This is a genomic window from Flavobacterium sp. LHD-85, assembly GCF_030929595.1.
GTDB lineage: Bacteria > Bacteroidota > Bacteroidia > Flavobacteriales > Flavobacteriaceae > Flavobacterium.
Window position 1 is genome coordinate 42,146 of the sequence record NZ_JAVFVR010000002.1, and the last position, 17,337, is coordinate 59,482.

Genomic DNA, 17,337 nt, shown 5'->3' on the forward strand with positions numbered 1-17,337 from the left:
TTATAGCCCCAATGATGTTATCTAAAAAAATTATTACAATGAAAAAGTTTATTTTATCCTTAGTACTCATGGCTGTAACAACAAGTTACAGCCAAGAGTTAAACCTACCAGTGTTTACGCAGTATTTAGCTGATAACCCTTTTATTCTTTCTCCTGCTTATGCCGGTATTGGAGATAATCTCCGTATTAGAGCCAACGGTTTAACGCAGTGGGTCGGAATTAAAGATGCACCAGATAACCAGTCATTGTATGCGGATTTCCGTATTTTGGATCGCTCGGGAGTTGGTATATCATTGTATAATGACAGCAATGGTAATACAAGACAAACAGGAGCAAAAGTGTCTTTTGCTCATCACTTGATTTTAGATTATCGTACAGAACAGTATCTTTCGTTTGGTATATCATATAACTTTAATAGTTTTAGAATCGAAACAGGAAACTTTACTGGTGATGTAAATGGTGTTCCAGTAGCATTAGATCCGTCTATTACAGACAATCGTTACAACTCAAATAATAACTTTGACGTGAGTGCCTTGTATCGTAACAGAGGATTTTATTTAAGTTTTAACGCCAATAACGTTTTAAAGAAAAACACTGATAAGTATAGAGGAGTAGAGCCAGATCTACTCTCTAACTTTCAGGTATATTCAGGATTCACTTTTAAAGACGGAGAAAACAGACGTATCGAATACGAACCATCAGTTTTCTTGCAGTACTTTGCGAGTGACCAGCGTTCTACAACCGATTTTAACTTCAAATACAGACGTTACAACCGTTATGAAGATTACTATTGGATAGGAGTTTCTTACCGTTTCTTAAACGACCAGTTCCCAAAACCTCTGGCAATGGGACCAATGGCTGGTTTTATGAAGTCTAAATTCTATTTTGCATACTCTTACCAGCTTATGTTTAATGGTCTTGGATCGTATAACTCAGGAACCCACTCCATCACAATTGGATTCGATTTCTTGCAATCAATCAGTAACTGTCCTTGTACACAAAGTCCAGTTCACGATTAAACAAATAATTTTTATCATCTTTAAGAATTATTTTGTTGGTTTTCATAATTTACAACGTTTTCGTTTTTATTAATGGATTATTTTTGCTTTTTTGAAATTTAGACTTCACTAAAAGTCCTATATTTGTTATTCTTTCAAAAAATTAAAAAAATTAGCAGATGAAAACTTTAAACGATTTCGATTTTAAAAATAGAAAAGCAATTATTCGTGTTGACTTCAACGTGCCGTTGGATGAGAATTTTAATGTAACAGATACAACACGTATTGAAGCAGCAAAGCCAACAATTGATGCTATTTTAGCCCAAGGCGGAAGTGTGATTTTAATGTCGCATTTAGGAAGACCAAAAGGAGCAGAAGAGAAATATTCTCTAAAACATATCTTAAAAACAGCTTCTGAAATTTTAGGAGTTCAAGTAAAATTTGCTGAAAACTGTGTTGGAGAACCAGCTCAAACTGCAGCAAAAGATTTAAAACCAGGCGAAGTTCTTTTATTAGAAAATTTACGTTTTCACGCTGAAGAAGAAGCAGGAGATGTAGCTTTCGCTAAAGAATTAGCTTCTCTTGGAGATATTTATGTAAACGATGCATTTGGTACAGCTCACAGAGCGCACGCATCTACTACAATTATTGCGCAATTTTTTCCAAACGATAAATGTTTCGGAACATTATTGGCAAAAGAAATTGACAGTTTAAATAAAGTTCTTAAAAACAGTGAAAAACCTGTAACTGCTGTTCTTGGAGGTTCTAAAGTTTCTTCTAAAATTACCGTTATCGAAAATATCTTAGATAAAGTAGATCACATGATTATTGGAGGAGGAATGACTTTTACTTTCGTTAAAGCTCAAGGAGGAAAAATCGGTGAATCTATCTGCGAAGATGACAAATTAGATTTAGCTCTTGAAATTTTAAGATTAGCAAAAGAAAAAAATGTTCAGGTTCATATTCCTGTTGATGTTATTGCTGCAGACGATTTCTCAAACAATGCAAATACTCAGGTTGTAGACGTAACTGCAATTCCTGACGGATGGCAAGGTTTAGATGCAGGTCCAAAATCTCTAGAAAACTTCAAAAAAGTAATTCTAGAGTCAAAAACAATTCTTTGGAATGGTCCATTAGGAGTTTTTGAAATGGAAACGTTCTCTAAAGGAACAATCGCATTAGGAGATTATATCGCAGAAGCTACAGCAAATGGAGCATTTTCATTAGTTGGTGGTGGAGATTCTGTTGCAGCAGTAAAACAGTTCGGATTTGAAGATAAAATGAGCTACGTTTCCACTGGTGGTGGGGCTATGCTAGAAATGTTAGAAGGAAGAACCCTGCCGGGAATTGCTGCAATTTTGTAACAAAATAGGACATTTAACATTTTTTTAAACACTTTTCTTCAATAAAGGGCTTAGATTTGCAAAAATACAACTCTTGTAATTTGTTGAATTACAGAATTTTAAAATAATGTTATATGATTGTAAAAAAATTATCACTAGTGGTTTCCGCTTTCTTTTCGTTGGCTGTCTGTGCACAGGAAACGGCAAAGACAGACGTAGAACTGAAGCCAGAGGTTAAGCTTTCATATTTAGATTCTATTAAAAGCACATTCAAAAGAGACCATTTAGCTTCAAAAGTGGATAGTCTTTGGATGAACGAATTAGTAAGTCTAGATATTTATGATGATCTGACCAAAGACATTCAAACCATTAACAAAGATGTTACTGTTGATGAAGAACTCCCAACCGAATTGCTAAAACAGCGTTTGGCTGCGATGAATCAGAAATCACCTTTTGAAATTCAATACAATCAAGGTTTAGAAAATATAATAAAGTCATTTCTTAAGAACCGTAAAAAATCGTTTTCTCGATTAATGGCTTTATCAGAATATTATTTCCCAATGTTTGAGGATGCTTTTGCCAAACAAAATGTGCCGTTGGAAATAAAATATTTAGCCGTTGTAGAATCTGCTTTAAACCCTAAAGCAGTTTCTAAAATGGGCGCTACCGGACTTTGGCAGTTTATGTACGGAACCGGAAAACAATATGCTCTTAAAATCGATTCTTATATCGACGAAAGAAGCGACCCTCTTAAAGCTACAGCCGCAGCATCAGAATACATGACCAAAATGTTCAACATTTTTGGTGACTGGGAACTGGTTTTAGCTTCTTACAATTCAGGCCCTGGAAATGTTACTAAAGCGATTCGTCGTTCTGGCGGAAAAACAAAATACTGGGACATTCGTAATTATCTTCCAAAAGAAACTCAAGGTTACGTACCAGCTTTCTTAGCGACAATGTACCTTTTTGAATACCACAAAGAACACGGAATCAATCCGGAAAGAGCTGTAGTTAAAAATTTTGAAACAGATACTGTAGCTGTCAAAAATCAAATGTCTTTTAAACAGATTGCCGATTTGCTAGATATGCCGCAATCTCAAATTCAGCTTTTAAATCCGTCTTATAAAATGGGAGTTGTGCCTTTTTACCAAGGAGAACAGCATTTTATTCGTCTTCCAAAAGATAAAGTAGCAACATTTGTTTCAAACGAAGAGCAAATTTATGCCTACGTAAAATACGATAAAGAGTTTAGAGCAACGTCATCTAGATTAGCTGTAAAATATGCTCCAAAAGCAAAGCCAGCTGCAGCAAAACCAGCAGCGGTTGATAATGGTGATTTTGAATTTTATAAAGTTAGAAAAGGAGATAATTTAGGAGCGATTGCCTCTAAGTATGACGTAAGTATTTCTGATATTAAAAAATGGAATAACTTAAAAACAAATGCCGTAGCAATTGGAAGAAGTCTAAAAATCAAGGCTGAAGAAGCTCCTGTTAAAACGGTTCCTGCAATTGTAGACAAAGAACAAGCAATTGCATCTGTAGAAAATAAAGAGAAAACAGCCGTTGATATGGACTATGTTGTAGTGTCTGGAGATAATTTAGGCAGTATTGCAAAGAAATTCGGTACGACTATTGCGGAGTTAAAAGAACTTAATAATTTAACTTCAAATAATATTGGTTTAGGAAAAACACTAATTATTTCTAAAGCAGCAATAGTTATAGAAGAGCCTGTTTCAACAGCAATTGCATCAAACTCGGTTGATTCATTCAAGAAAAAAGCGCCTTCTAAAAATGTAAGTGAAGATTATTACGTTAAAAAAGGAGATTCTTTATACAGCATTTCTAAAAAATATCCTGGAGTAACAATTTCAGATATTAAAAAATGGAATGGCATTAAAGATGAAGATATTAAACCGGGAATGAAACTTAAAATAAACGGATAATAGAAAAATCTTATTAAATTTGGGTTTTATTTCATAAATTAAAAAAATGAATAAAACCCATTTTTTATTGCTATTAGTGCCGTTTTTCCTGACTTCTTGTTTCAAAAGTGAAAAACAAAGCGAAACAGTTTCTGGAAAAACCAATACTATTTCGGTCATTATTGACGATCAGTTGTGGTATGGTGAAGTAGGCGATAGTATCAGAAATAAATTTGCCTCACCTGTTCTTGGTCTTACCCAAGAAGAACCCCTTTTTACCATAAACCAATATCCTGCCAGATTGCTAGAAGGCTTTGTTACCGATAGCCGAAGCATTATTGTAGTCAAAAAAACGGCAGCCGAAAAATTCGAAATCATTCGAAGCAAAACATTACCTCACAATACTTTTCGCATTTACGGAAAATCGGTAGACGATATTATCTGCAGTCTTGAATTGAATGCGCAGCAAATAATCAAAATTATCCACGATGCCGAAATTCAGAAAATTCAAGAAGATAACAGTGCTTCATTGCTAAATAAAGCAATAATTAAAAATAAATTTCACATCAATATTCAAATTCCGACAGGATACGAATACATGCTGCATAAAAAGAAATTTATTTGGCTCAAAAAAGAAATCATAAGCGGTAATACCAGTTTATTGATTTACCAGATTCCACTTAATAGCTTTAAGAAGAAAAAAGATGTTGTAAATGCTATTGTCAAGATGCGTGATTCAATTGGTAAATACATTCAGGGCCGAGAACCCAACACACAAATGATTACCAGTGAAGCTTACGCACCTTATTTTTCAAAAATAATGCTGGACAATAAAGAAGCTTTTGAAACAAAAGGAACTTGGGAATTGAAAAATGATTTTATGACTGGACCATTTATCAATTATGCGATAATGGACCCAACATTTAATCGAGTTTTGGTTATCGAAGGATTTTCTTATTCCCCCTCACATCAAGAACGTGATTTAATGCTAGAACTCGAAGCAATTATAAAAACAGTGAGAATCGACAAACGATAAGTTTTTTTGTTTCAGGTTTCAAGTTTGAGGTTTCAAAATCTCACGGTTAAATGTTCGCATTTCTTAGCGAACTTCACCTTTTCAATATAACTTAGCGTCCTTTGCGTAAATTCTTTGCGAACTTTGCGGTTGAATTGCCAAAGTATGTCAACTTGAAACCTGAAACTTTAAACTTGAAACAAAATTTTTCGTACTTTTATTCATAACAAACATAAAAACAATTAGTTATGAAAAAATTAACCGCAACCTTAGCACTAATAACCTTGTGTTTTATTTCTTGTAAAAAAGAAGTAAAGGAAGAAGCTGCAACTCCAGTAACAACAGATTCTATTAAAACTGAAGAACCTGTTGCCGAAGCGCCATTAGATTCTGCGGCACAGATGAAAGCCTGGCAAGAGTATGCAACGCCTGGGAATCCGCATAAAATATTGTCTGATGAAGTGGGAACATGGAATTGCGATATGACATTTTGGGCTGATGCAAATGCAAAACCTGAAAAAGAAACTTGTGTAGCCGAAATCAAAATGATTTTAGGCGGACGCTTTCAAGAGGGAACTTATAAAGGCACTATGATGGGGCAGCCTTTTGAAGGTAAGGGTACTGTAGGTTATAATAATGCTACTAAAGAATACATCTCTACATTTATTGATAATATGGGAACAGGAATGATGACTAGCAAAGGAAAGTATAACGAAAGTACCAAGAGTATAGAATATAATGGAGAAATGGCCGATCCTGTAACTGCAAAAAATACAAAGTATAGAGAAGTTTACACTATCGTAGATGCTAAAACTCGTAAAATGGAAATGTACGATACAAAAAATGGTACAGAATATAAAAGTATGGAAATCGTGATGACGAGAAAGTAGTTTTTTATTTAGACGCAAAGAAACAAAGCCGCAAAGGCACAAAGTTATACTTCATGAGGATAAACTTTGTGCCTTTGCGATTTATACAAAAATTTTAGCGCAGCAAAAAAATAATATAACTTAGCGTCTTCGTGCCTTGGTGGCAAAAAAGAAGTAAAAATGGAATTAAAATGGAAAATAAAGCCCTTTGAGGCATTAACTGCTCACGAGTTATATGATTTGTTAAGACTGCGAAGTGAAATCTTTGTAGTGGAGCAAAATTGCGTTTATTTAGATCTTGATGGCAAAGACAAGAAAGCTTTGCATCTAATAGGTGAATTTGAAGGTAAAATCGTGGCTTATTCGCGCTTATTTGATGCCGGAGTTAGTTTTGACAACGCTTCAATAGGAAGAGTTACTGTAGATGCCAATTTCAGAGATAGAAAATGGGGACATGAACTAATGCGACAAGCGATATCAGAAATTAAATGTAATTTTGGAAAAGATAAAATTACCATTGGAGCCCAATTGTATTTACAGAAATTCTACGAAAGCCACGGTTTTGTCCAAACCAGCGAAATGTATTTGGAAGATGATATTCCGCATATAGAAATGGTGAGAGAATAATTAGAAATAAAGTAAATCTACAAGAATTTAATCTTATTCCAATAAGCAAGAAAACTTAGGGTCTTAGCAACTCAGCATCTTAGTAGCTTTAAGAATTAAATTTTAGTAATCACAAACTCCACCCGTCGATCATAATTATCTCCTTTTCCTAACGGATATCGATTGCCGCATCCAACATACGTCATGCGGCTTTTGGATACTTTTTTGGACATTAAATAATGAAAAACGGTTTTGGCGCGATTCCAGGAAAGTCTCCTTTCTTTAGTATCTCTATCAATTCCGTCGCTATAAATTTCGGGTGTACAACAGACATGCCCTCTAATTTCAAAATATAGATTTCTATGCTTCTGGAGCGTTACCGCAATTTTATCCAATTCTTTTTTTGAGCTGCCGGTTAGTTTCGCGCTCCCAATTTCAAATAAAATAGACTCTAAATACACTTTATCGCCTACTTTCAAATTGTCTTTGAACGAAGTATGTACCCCTTTCCCGAAACTATTTTTCTTAACGACAATTAAGTCAACCCGCCGATTTCGCAAACGCGTTTCAGACAGATTCTCTACCGTGTCGGCTTTTACAACAACCCGCCCTTTCCCTTCAAGAATAACAATTTTACTTTCGTTGAACCCTTTATTGATCAATATATTCTGAATCGTATTAGCCCGATTATTTGATAATCTAAAGTTATACTCATCATTTCCTCGATCATCACAATAGCCATAAATCTGTATAGACTCAACCTTTGCTGTGTCTATGTTTTTTATAAAGTTAGAAACCACACTAATTTGTTTTTCTGTCAAATCATATTTGTCAAACTCAAAATAAATTGTTTCAACAGGTTTTTGTTGTGCCGTTACTGTATAAAATGAAAAAAGAGTCAGGGCTAGAGTTATCTTCATTCACTACATTTTTAAAATCGTCTTATATTCTGTTTGGTTATTTAATACACTAACTGCTCTTTTAATTTCTGAATTGTTTTTTAGATAATACTGATACAAACCTTCTTGATACTGATATCTTTTGATCAGTTCTTCTAAAATCATGTTTTTGATTTCTTTTTGGTTTTTGTCCAGTAAAGTAGTTTCGCTTTTTTCTAAAGCATTCAACAATTGCTGATATTCGGCAGTAATGGTTTCTTCTATTTTTTCTTTTTTAGCTGCTGCTAAAGTATTTTTCAAAGCCACTTCGGTTTCTGTATCAAAAGTGATTTTGTTCGTTTTCAGATATTGTTTGAAAGCCGTATAATCAGCATCAGTCAAAGTCGGAATCTTATCTCCCAAATTTGGATTTTTGTAATAATATGTTGTAGCATAATCAAAAACTCCATCGTTTTTGATCAAAGCGGTCGCAATTGCACTGGTTTTTGCTTCTTCCAATTCGATATCTGGTAAAACTCCACCGCCATCATATACTGTTCTTCCTTTTCTGGTTTTAAAAGCATTGAAATTTTTAGCATCAGTTTTCTGAGCCACACCGTTTTTGTCTTTATGCGCATAATCCAGAGCCTGAATACATCTGCCAGAAGGGGTGTAATATCTCGAAATGGTAACTTTCAGCTGCGTTCCATAAGTTAAATCAACAGAACGTTGAACCAGACCTTTACCAAAACTTCTGCTTCCTAAAATAACAGCACGGTCTAAATCCTGCAATGCACCCGAAACAATTTCTGACGCCGATGCGCTTCTACCATTTACTAAAATGGCTAAAGGAATTTCTGTATCAACAGGTTCTTTCTGTGTTTTGTACGTATTATTGTGTTTTTCAATTCTAGATTTAGTTGTTACAATAACTTCATTTTTCGGAACAAACAAATTACAGATATCAATGGCTTCGTTTAATAAACCTCCTGGATTGCCTCTTAAATCCAAAACAATTTGTTTCGCACCATCAGCTTTTAATTTTTCAAGAGCGTCTTTCACTTCGGCAGAAGCTTTTCTGCTAAAATGCGCCAAAACAATATAACCTGTTTTATCATCAATTTTTCCGTAAAAAGGAACCGATTTAATATCAACTTCATCCAAAACTAGAACCGTAGTATTTGGTTTTCCTTGACGAAGATATTTGATGTTGATTTTAGTGTTTTTTGTTCCTTTCAATAGTTGAGAAGCGTCGTCTTTAAAGTCAGCAATCAATACATCGCCGATTTGGATAATTTCGTCACCTGCTTTTAGTCCAGCTTTATCGGCAGGATAATTTTTATAGGGTTCGCGAACAATCAAACGGTCTTTTTTTCTAGAAATCAAAGCGCCGATTCCAGTATATTCTCCAGTATTATTTATTTTAAAGTTTACAACATCTTGTTCGTTAAAATAAACCGTGTAAGGATCTAGACTTCCCAACATGCTTTTGATGGCTTTATCCATTAAATCACCAGGATTAGTTTCGTCAACATAATTGGTATTTACGGCTTTAAACAAAGTCGTGAAAATTTCGATCTGTTTGGCAATTTCAAAAAAATCTTCTCTAAAACTGGTTCCAACAAACAACATTCCCGCCGCAGCGACTGGTATAATAAATTTCTTTTTGAAATACGGATACATGATTATTCTTTTTTTCTTCTTTTTAATCTTTTTCTAATAAAATAGGCAAATACAACAAACAAAATTACAAATGGCCAAGCGCTTAATAATGAAAGCAATAAATCGGACAAAGTATAGAATCCGGATTTAACGGCGTTCCAAAGCTTTGAGCCGTAAGATATTTTAACACCTTCTTTTTCAGGTATTATTTTATAAAATGAAATGGTAATTGTACTTTCAGAAACGCGGCTTTCGAGATATTTCAGCTGGCCTTCTTTGGCTTCAATTTCTTCTCGAATAGTTGAAATTTGTTGTTCAATTTCTAAAATCTCACTGACTTTGTTCGCTTTCTTTAAAATTTCAAGATAACGCTCTTCAAGTTTTTTCTTTGTTTTCAATCTTGAAGTAAGATCGATATATTCAGCTGTTACGTCTTCCGCAGATATATTTTTAACTTCAAAATATGAAACTCCTTTTGAAACTCCACTTATAAAACGGTCAAAATTTTGGCTTGGAACTTTTACTATTAAATTTCTAGAAATAGTCCCATAATCTTTTTCCTCTGAATCGTTAATAATTCTAGCTTTATTATTGGCAACAGCTAGTTGAATTTGATTGAAAGTGTTTTCAAGATTGTCGGTTTCAAATCGTAAAGTCGCTTCCTTTATAATTTTCTGTTCTATTTCTTGTTTGATTTTTACAGGAGGTGCCGCTACTGGATCAGAATCTTTATCATAAGAACTAGCTTCTGCCTTTTTTGGAGGCAATTTTACTGCTTCAATAGAGATTGCGCTTGTTTCTGCTTCATAAGATTTGCTGCAACCACAAAGAATCAAAACGAAAAAAGATAAAAAGAAAAGTTGACGCATAAAATTTCAATTTAGAGCTAAAACTACGATTTTTTTGTCTAATTTGAATAATAATCTTACGTTTTGAAATTTACGCTTCTGTTTTTGTTTCAGAATCTTGAGGTTTGTTGATTTGAGCAGAAAATTTCTCAAACAGCTGAATCATTTTGGTGTTGATTTCTTCGTAAGATAAACGGTCTTTGGTCTGATAAAAAAGCATTATCGAATAGGGCTGATCCAAGTTATCCAAAAGCAAATGTTTGTTTAAACGATAGGTTTCTCTCAGAACTCTTTTGAAGTAATTGCGATCAACGGCTTTCTTGAAATATTTTTTAGAAACCGAAACGCCAATCTTAGTCTGTTCTTCTGAATTTGCTTCCGCTTGACGGTAAACCAAACGAAGCGGATATTTGGACACCGATTTCCCTTCAGAAAACAGTAATCCAATTGTCGTTTTGCTTTTTAAACGTTCGTTTTTAGGGTAAGTAAAGTTCATTTAATTCAGAAAAAATTTGCAAATTCTAGTGCAAAGGTACAATTAAACCAGAAAAACGGTTATTGTTTTCAATTTTAATAAGTCTAAAAATATATTTACTACTTTTGCGCATTAATTTTTGAAGCATGGAAAAAATTATTTCTTATCCGCTATCGGTAATTTACTATCTATTATTTGGTTTATGTTTGGCTGTTTTTCATCCAATTCAGTGGATTTGTTTAAATGTTTTTGGTTACCAGGCTCACAAAAAAAGTGTTGATTATTTAAATTTCTGCCTTTTAAAGTGTACAAATCTTGTTGGAACAAGATATACAATCGAAGGCGTAGACACGGTTCCGAAGGGTGTGCCAATTATTTTTGTGGCAAATCACCAAAGTATGTACGATATCGTGGCAATGATTTGGTACTTTAGACGTTTTCATTGTAAATTTGTAAGTAAGAAGGAGTTAGGTAGCGGAATTCCGAGTGTTTCTTATAATTTGAAATACGGAGGATCTGTCTTAATTGACCGAAAAGACCCTAAACAAGCGATACCAGTTATCAAAGGCTTGTCTGAATATATCGAAAAAAATACAAGATCTGCCGTAATCTTTCCAGAAGGAACAAGAAGTAAGACAGGAGTACCAAAAGAATTTGCGCAAAGCGGTTTAAAAATTTTATGCAAATATGCACCATCTGCATACGTTGTACCGGTAAGCATCAACAATTCTTGGAAAATGGTAAAATTTGGTTTTTTTCCTGTTGGTTTAGGAAATCACCTCACGTTTACAGCTCACAAAGCTTTAGCTGTTAAAGATTACAAATTTGAAGAGCTGATGGAGATAACTGAAAAAGCAGTTAAAGAAGGAATAAATGAATATAAACAAGTTTAAGTTTTAGTCCGAGCTAGAACGTACAACTCAAATCTATAATAAGTAATGTCTATAAAAAACATTAGATTAGAAGTAATGCAGTTTTTGGAAAAAAACGTGGATAGCTTCGTTGAACAGTATTTAATTCCAGTGGAAAAAATTTGGCAGCCGTCGGATTTCTTACCAAATTCTCAAGGAGAAAACTTCTTTGAAGAGGTAAAAGAATTACGCGAGATTGCTAAAGAACTTCCGTACGATTTCTGGGTTACGCTTGTTGGTGATACTATCACTGAGGAAGCTTTGCCTACATATGAGTCATGGTTAATGGATGTGGAAGGAATAGATCAGCAAGAAGGAAGTCAAGGAAACGGCTGGGCTAAGTGGGTAAAACAATGGACTGGTGAAGAAAACCGTCACGGAGATCTTTTAAATAAATACTTGTATTTGTCTGGTCGTGTAAACATGCGTGAAATCGAAATGACAACACAGCACTTGATCAACGACGGTTTTGATATTGGAACTGGAACTGACCCATACAAAAACTTTGTATACACTAGTTTTCAGGAATTAGCAACTTATGTTTCGCACAATAGAGTAGCTCAGATAGCTAAGAAATTTGGCGATAACAAATTGTCTAAAATGTGTAAAATGATTGCAGGTGATGAAATGCGTCACCACCATGCATACAGTGAATTTGTTACTAGAATTTTCCAAGTTGACCCAAGCGAAATGATGCTGGCTTTTCAATACATGATGAAGCAGAAAATCGTTATGCCAGCTCACTTCTTGAGAGAATCTGGACAAAAAATAAGCACTGCTTTCGAACAGTTTTCTGATTCGGCACAGCGTATTGGAGTTTATACAGCAAATGATTATGTAGAAATCATGCAGAAATTGATCAACAAATGGGAAATCGATAAAATTTCTAATTTGAGTGATGAAGCCGAAAAAGCGCGTGACTATTTAATGAAATTGCCAGCTCGTATGGCGAAAATCTCAGAGAGAATTGTGATACCAAAAGAATCGCATATTTTTAAATGGGTTGAACCAGCGAGACTTTAAATTTTAGATTTTAGAATGTAGATTTCAGATTCTTGATTGGAATTTGGAATTTAAAATATTTGAAATTTTAAAAAAGCAACATTGTTGCTTAAAAACATATTTGTTGATTGTTGGAGAAATAAAATCTTCAACAATCAACTTTTTTTATAAACCGTAAAAACTTCTGTATGAGCGACGCAGCATTAATTATTAAAACCATTGCTTTTGTAAAAGAAAAACTAAATGATGCCGAGGGCGGACATGATTGGTTTCATATTGAGCGTGTTTATAAAAATGCGCTGCTGATTGCAAAAGAAACGGAATGCGATCTTACCATTGTACAATTGGGAGCTTTATTGCATGACATAGCTGATAGTAAATTTCATAACGGAGATGAAACTATTGGTCCAAAAACTGCAAGAGCGTTTTTAGAAGCCCAAAATGTTTCAGAGGATATAATTGCTCATGTTGTTAAGATAATTGAAAATATCTCTTATAAAGGCGGAAATTTCGAAAAGAAATTCTCTTCTGTCGAACTCGATGTTGTTCAAGATGCCGATCGTTTAGATGCCATTGGTGCCATTGGAGTTGCAAGAGCGTTTAATTACGGCGGATTTAAGAACAGAGCGTTGTACAATCCAGAAATTGCTCCGGTTACCAGTATGACTAAGGAAGAGTATAAAAACAATAGCGCTCCAACAATAAACCATTTTTACGAAAAGCTTTTACTTTTAAAAGATAAAATGAATACCGAAAAAGGAAAAGAAATCGCTGCTGAAAGACATCAATTTATGCAAGTTTTCCTTGCTCAGTTTTATGCAGAATGGGAAGGAGTTAAATAATTTTCTGGATGAATGTTCTTCAATAAAAACAAAAGGTGGCTTCAAATTCTGAAACCACCTTTTGTTTTTAATCGATCAATGGAAGTTGCAAAAACTTTTATGTTCGTTTAGGATTTAAATTTTATGAGGCACATTATTCCGAAAGCGCATAAAAAGCCAAAAGAAAACCATAGTAATCTGCTAACTAAATTGTCTCTTACAATTTCATTTTTTTCGAAGTCTGTCATTATGATGTAGTTTTAATGATGCAAAATTAAATTTAATGAGCAAGATAATAATGCCTTTAAAAGCCTTTAAACCATCACAATAAGACATTTTTTTCTAATCGAAATCTGAAGAGATTAAATTTTAAAATAGCTTTCTTTAATCGTTATTTTTTAGCAAGAACAAACCCTTCAACGGTATTCTTAAATGCTTTATTCTGTTCGTAATACAAAATATGTCCGCCATTAATAATCTTAACTTCTTGATTCGGGAACTTAAACAAACGATAATGTTCTGGACCAATGTTGTTATCTTTTGTTCCTGAAATTATTAATGTTGGAACTTTAATAGAAGCGGTTTCTTTGGTAAAATCACTAAAATACAATGGGCCGCTTAACGCGTGTTGTGCAAATGAAGAGTTTCTTTTTTCGCTATTGTCAATACTATCTAGCTTTTCGACATTTGTTCTGTTATCAGACAGCATTTTATAATCTAAATCGGCTTTTTTAATTTGCTGTTTAGCTTCAAAAAAAGTACTTAGAATTGAATCTTTACTTTTTACAGAGAAATCTTTTCCAAGAGTTTTACCCATAAAAGCAATCTGATTCAATAGAGAATCGTTTATGTCAAGAGTAGAATTCAGTAGAATTAAACCTTTTACATGCTGCGGATATTTCTCAGTATACTTGGTAGCCAAAATTCCTCCAAATGAATGCCCAATTATAAATACTTTGTCCGTTTTAAGATGAGCTCGAATTTCTTCAATATCATCAATCATTCTGTCCATACTGTAATTATTGTCTATTGGAGATCCAGATCGGCCGCAACCTCTTTGGTCAAAATAACACATAGTTAGTTTATCTTCCAGAACATTTCCTCCAAATTCTTCAAAAGATTTGCTCCATGCGCCTGGGCCGCCATGAACAAAAATACAAACTTCGCCTTTTCCTGAAACTTTTAAAAACAAGGGGACTCCATCTGAAGTGGTGAATGAATTGATTTTGTTCTGTTTTGAATTTGCATTTTGACAAAATCCATTGAAACTTAAACATAAAAAGAAAAATAGAAAAGAGGCTTTTTGTATCATTTTTTAATAATTTGAAGAGTTAAAATTATCAAATTTTAATGAAACTGCTGAGAAAAGAAAAAGCTTCAAATAGAATTTAAATTCTACTTGAAGCTTTTCACTTTGTAACTATGAACCTTTGCGCCTTTGTCCCTTTAATCAAGAACATCCACAATCGGTTCCCCCGCCACAGTCTTTTTTCTTTTTCGATTTAAAGAAGAACTTTTTAATCAAAAAAGCAACCGCAAATCCTAATATGGCAAAGGCTATTATTTCTTGAAACATAACTTTTTATTTTAAAAGTTGATACGCAATTAATGCGGTAATATAAGCGAGACCACTCATTAAGACCAACTGCATTGCAGGCCATTTCCATGAATTGGTTTCTTTTTTGGTAATTGCCAATGTACTGGCACATTGCATTGCAAAAGCATAAAATAGCAGTAAAGAGATTCCGGTGGCAAAGTCAAATACTTTCTTTCCGGTATCGGGACGAACTTCTGCCTGCATTTTGCTTTTTATGGTCGATTCATTATCAGTATCTCCAACACTATAAATGGTTGCCAATGTTCCTACGAAAACCTCACGGGCTGCAAACGAACTGATTAAGGCAATTCCGATTTTCCAATCGTAACCCAAAGGCTGAATCGCTGGTTCGATCGCTCTTCCCATTAATCCGATATATGAATTTTCTAGTTTTTGAGAGTTAACTTCATTTTCAAATTGAGTTTCATCCAAAGTTGTATTGGCAAATCTTTCTTTGACGATAGTTTCAGCTTCATTAAATTCTTTTCCTGGACCGTAAGAAGCTAAGAACCATAAAATAACTGATATTGCTAAAATAATTTTACCAGCACCAAGAACAAATGCTTTGGTTTTTTCTACTACATTGATTCCGACATTTTTGAAAAGCGGCATTTTATAACTTGGCATTTCAACAACGAAATATGTTTTTGATTCTAGTTTTAAAACTTTATTTAAAACATAAGCTGATAAAATGGCCATAAAGAATCCTAAAACATAAAGCGACATAAGAGTTAATCCTTGAAGGTTTAAAACTCCAAAAACACGTTTGCTAGGAATTACTAGTGAAATAATAATGGCGTAAACAGGTAATCTTGCCGAACAAGTTGTAAATGGTGTTACCAAAATAGTAATCAAACGTTCTTTCCAGTTTTCGATATTTCGAGTTGCCATAATTGCCGGAATCGCACAAGCAGTTCCTGAAATTAAAGGCACAACACTTTTTCCTGAAAGTCCAAACTTGCGCATGATTTTATCCATCAAGAACACGACACGGCTCATATAACCGCTTTCTTCTAGAATAGAAATGAACAGGAATAAAAAGGCAATCTGCGGAATAAAAATAATTACGCCGCCAATTCCTGGAATAATTCCCTGCGAAAGCAAATCGGTCAAAATACCGCTTGGCAGTTCTGCAGCAACCCAGCTGCTTAAAGAAGCAAAAGTGCTGTCAATGAAATCCATTGGAATAGTGGACCAGCTGAAAATAGATTGGAAAATCAAAAACAGAATCGCAAAAAAGATAACGTAGCCAAAAACTTTGTGTGTTAAAACGCGGTCAATTTTGGCACGAATGTCTTTTGCCATTGAAGTATCGACTTTTAAGCCTTCCTTTAAGACATCATTGATAAATTGATATCTTTTGATAGTTTCTTTTTGCTGTAAACGTTTTAATTCTGAATGCGATTTGGTAAATGTACTTCTGATTTCATTTCGATCTAAATTCAAGAAATTAACATCTTGGGTAATTACCAGCCACAATTTGTACATTAATTGGTTTGGAAACGCTTTTTGCAATTTTTCAAAATATTCAGGATCAATTACAGAAGCGTTCAAACAAGGTTCGTGCGGAATGGTTTTATGCGAAACAATCAGTTCTTTTAATTCTTCGATTCCTAAACCTTTTCTTGAACTTACTAAAGCAATTTTTGTTTTTAGTTTTTCTTCTAAATACGGAATGTCCAAAGAAATTCCTTTGCGTTCCATTCGATCAGACATATTGATAACCAAAATCGTCGGAATTTCAAGATCTTTTATCTGTGTGTAAATCAGTAAATTTCTTTTTAGATTTTCAACATCAGTTACAACTACCGCAACATCTGGATATAATTTGTCGTTTTTGTTTAGTAAAAGTTCGATTACCACACTTTCGTCCATAGAACTTGCGTTCAAACTGTACGTTCCTGGTAAATCTAGAATATTAGCTTTTACATTATTAGGCAGCTTGCAGAAACCGATTTTCTTCTCAACCGTAATTCCAGGGTAATTTCCAACCTGTTGGTTAAGACCCGTTAATTGATTGAAAACTGAAGTTTTTCCGGTATTTGGATTTCCAATAAGGGCAACATTGATATTTTGAACACTCATTACAAATTGGTTTTGATAAGTTCAACTTCAATTTCACGAGCTGTTTCAATTCGAATGGCAACATGAGAACCGTTTATGTCTAAATATAATGGATCGCCAAAAGGAGCAACTTGCAACAATTCAACTAAGCTGCCAGGAAGACAACCCATTTCTAATAATTTAAGTGGAATAAGATCGATATCAAAATCTTTGATAATGGCTTTTTCGCCTTTTTTCAGAGTGTGTATTGTATTTTGCAAGCTTATTTAGATTGAATTTAGATTGCAAAAGTAGGCAATTATTCTTTATTTCAAGGTATTTAACAC

The 17,337-nt window shown here is 34.0% G+C and carries 17 protein-coding genes; 9 read left to right on the forward strand and 8 right to left on the reverse strand.

The features are described 5' to 3' along the window. The first annotated feature begins 38 nt into the window (after positions 1–38). The 6 genes from RB618_RS05605 (at position 39) to RB618_RS05630 (ending at position 6,774) form a co-directional block, all read left to right on the forward strand. A complete protein-coding gene (locus RB618_RS05605; RefSeq protein ID WP_308067859.1) occupies positions 39–1,019 on the forward strand; it encodes a type IX secretion system membrane protein PorP/SprF in 981 nt (326 codons plus the stop codon). Between the two features lie 158 nt (positions 1,020–1,177). Continuing rightward, positions 1,178–2,362 carry a phosphoglycerate kinase gene (gene pgk / locus RB618_RS05610; RefSeq protein ID WP_308067860.1) on the forward strand — a complete coding sequence of 395 codons (1,185 nt, stop codon included), beginning with the start codon at positions 1,178–1,180 and terminating at the stop codon, positions 2,360–2,362. A gap of 113 nt (positions 2,363–2,475) precedes the next feature. Then, positions 2,476–4,284 (forward strand): LysM peptidoglycan-binding domain-containing protein, encoded by a 1,809-nt coding sequence (locus tag RB618_RS05615; RefSeq protein WP_308067861.1) that lies wholly within the window; start codon positions 2,476–2,478, stop codon positions 4,282–4,284. A 46-nt stretch (positions 4,285–4,330) separates the two neighbouring features. Next, complete coding sequence (locus tag RB618_RS05620) at positions 4,331–5,299, forward strand: DUF4837 family protein (protein WP_308067862.1); 969 nt, start codon at positions 4,331–4,333, stop codon at positions 5,297–5,299. Positions 5,300–5,526: 227 nt separating this feature from the next. Continuing rightward, positions 5,527–6,168 (forward strand): DUF1579 domain-containing protein, encoded by a 642-nt coding sequence (locus tag RB618_RS05625; RefSeq protein ID WP_308067863.1) that lies wholly within the window; start codon positions 5,527–5,529, stop codon positions 6,166–6,168. 159 nt (positions 6,169–6,327) lie between these two features. Continuing rightward, positions 6,328–6,774 carry a GNAT family N-acetyltransferase gene (locus RB618_RS05630; protein WP_308067864.1) on the forward strand — a complete coding sequence of 149 codons (447 nt, stop codon included), beginning with the start codon at positions 6,328–6,330 and terminating at the stop codon, positions 6,772–6,774. Positions 6,775–6,869: 95 nt separating this feature from the next. On the opposite strand, the gene RB618_RS05635 is transcribed toward RB618_RS05630, so the two are convergent. From RB618_RS05635 to rnpA, 4 genes are all read right to left on the reverse strand, one after another. Beyond that, on the reverse strand, positions 6,870–7,673 hold the full coding sequence (locus RB618_RS05635; protein ID WP_308067865.1) for an OmpA family protein: 804 nt from the start codon (positions 7,671–7,673) through the stop codon (positions 6,870–6,872). 3 nt (positions 7,674–7,676) lie between these two features. Next, positions 7,677–9,314, reverse strand: a complete 1,638-nt coding sequence (locus tag RB618_RS05640) for a S41 family peptidase (protein WP_308067866.1) — start codon at positions 9,312–9,314, stop codon at positions 7,677–7,679. 2 nt (positions 9,315–9,316) lie between these two features. Further along, entirely contained in the window at positions 9,317–10,162 is an 846-nt protein-coding gene (locus tag RB618_RS05645; protein ID WP_308067867.1) for a DUF4349 domain-containing protein, read from the reverse strand. A 70-nt stretch (positions 10,163–10,232) separates the two neighbouring features. Continuing rightward, on the reverse strand, positions 10,233–10,637 hold the full coding sequence (rnpA, locus tag RB618_RS05650) for a ribonuclease P protein component (protein ID WP_260671923.1): 405 nt from the start codon (positions 10,635–10,637) through the stop codon (positions 10,233–10,235). A gap of 125 nt (positions 10,638–10,762) precedes the next feature. Here rnpA and RB618_RS05655 point away from each other — a divergent pair, with 125 nt between their 5' ends. The 3 genes from RB618_RS05655 (at position 10,763) to RB618_RS05665 (ending at position 13,371) form a co-directional block, all read left to right on the forward strand. Then, positions 10,763–11,509 carry a lysophospholipid acyltransferase family protein gene (locus RB618_RS05655; RefSeq protein WP_308067868.1) on the forward strand — a complete coding sequence of 249 codons (747 nt, stop codon included), beginning with the start codon at positions 10,763–10,765 and terminating at the stop codon, positions 11,507–11,509. 45 nt (positions 11,510–11,554) lie between these two features. Then, positions 11,555–12,550 carry an acyl-ACP desaturase gene (locus RB618_RS05660; protein ID WP_263523693.1) on the forward strand — a complete coding sequence of 332 codons (996 nt, stop codon included), beginning with the start codon at positions 11,555–11,557 and terminating at the stop codon, positions 12,548–12,550. Between the two features lie 167 nt (positions 12,551–12,717). After that, the gene (locus RB618_RS05665; protein WP_308067869.1) at positions 12,718–13,371 is read left to right on the forward strand and encodes an HD domain-containing protein; all 654 of its coding nucleotides are present in this window, start codon (positions 12,718–12,720) and stop codon (positions 13,369–13,371) included. A 370-nt stretch (positions 13,372–13,741) separates the two neighbouring features. Here the strand turns inward: RB618_RS05665 and RB618_RS05670 are convergent, their stop codons facing one another. The 4 genes from RB618_RS05670 to RB618_RS05685 all read right to left on the reverse strand — a co-directional run bounded on the left by RB618_RS05670 (position 13,742) and on the right by RB618_RS05685 (position 17,271). After that, positions 13,742–14,662 carry an alpha/beta hydrolase gene (locus RB618_RS05670; RefSeq protein ID WP_308067870.1) on the reverse strand — a complete coding sequence of 307 codons (921 nt, stop codon included), beginning with the start codon at positions 14,660–14,662 and terminating at the stop codon, positions 13,742–13,744. A 138-nt stretch (positions 14,663–14,800) separates the two neighbouring features. Then, complete coding sequence (locus RB618_RS05675; RefSeq protein ID WP_085949274.1) at positions 14,801–14,926, reverse strand: FeoB-associated Cys-rich membrane protein; 126 nt, start codon at positions 14,924–14,926, stop codon at positions 14,801–14,803. A 6-nt stretch (positions 14,927–14,932) separates the two neighbouring features. Beyond that, positions 14,933–17,032, reverse strand: coding sequence for a ferrous iron transport protein B (gene feoB, locus RB618_RS05680; protein ID WP_308067871.1), 2,100 nt, complete (start codon positions 17,030–17,032; stop codon positions 14,933–14,935). Continuing rightward, positions 17,032–17,271, reverse strand: coding sequence for a FeoA family protein (locus tag RB618_RS05685; RefSeq protein ID WP_008465698.1), 240 nt, complete (start codon positions 17,269–17,271; stop codon positions 17,032–17,034). Before RB618_RS05685 ends, feoB begins: the two co-directional genes overlap by 1 nt. Positions 17,272–17,337: the final 66 nt, after the last annotated feature.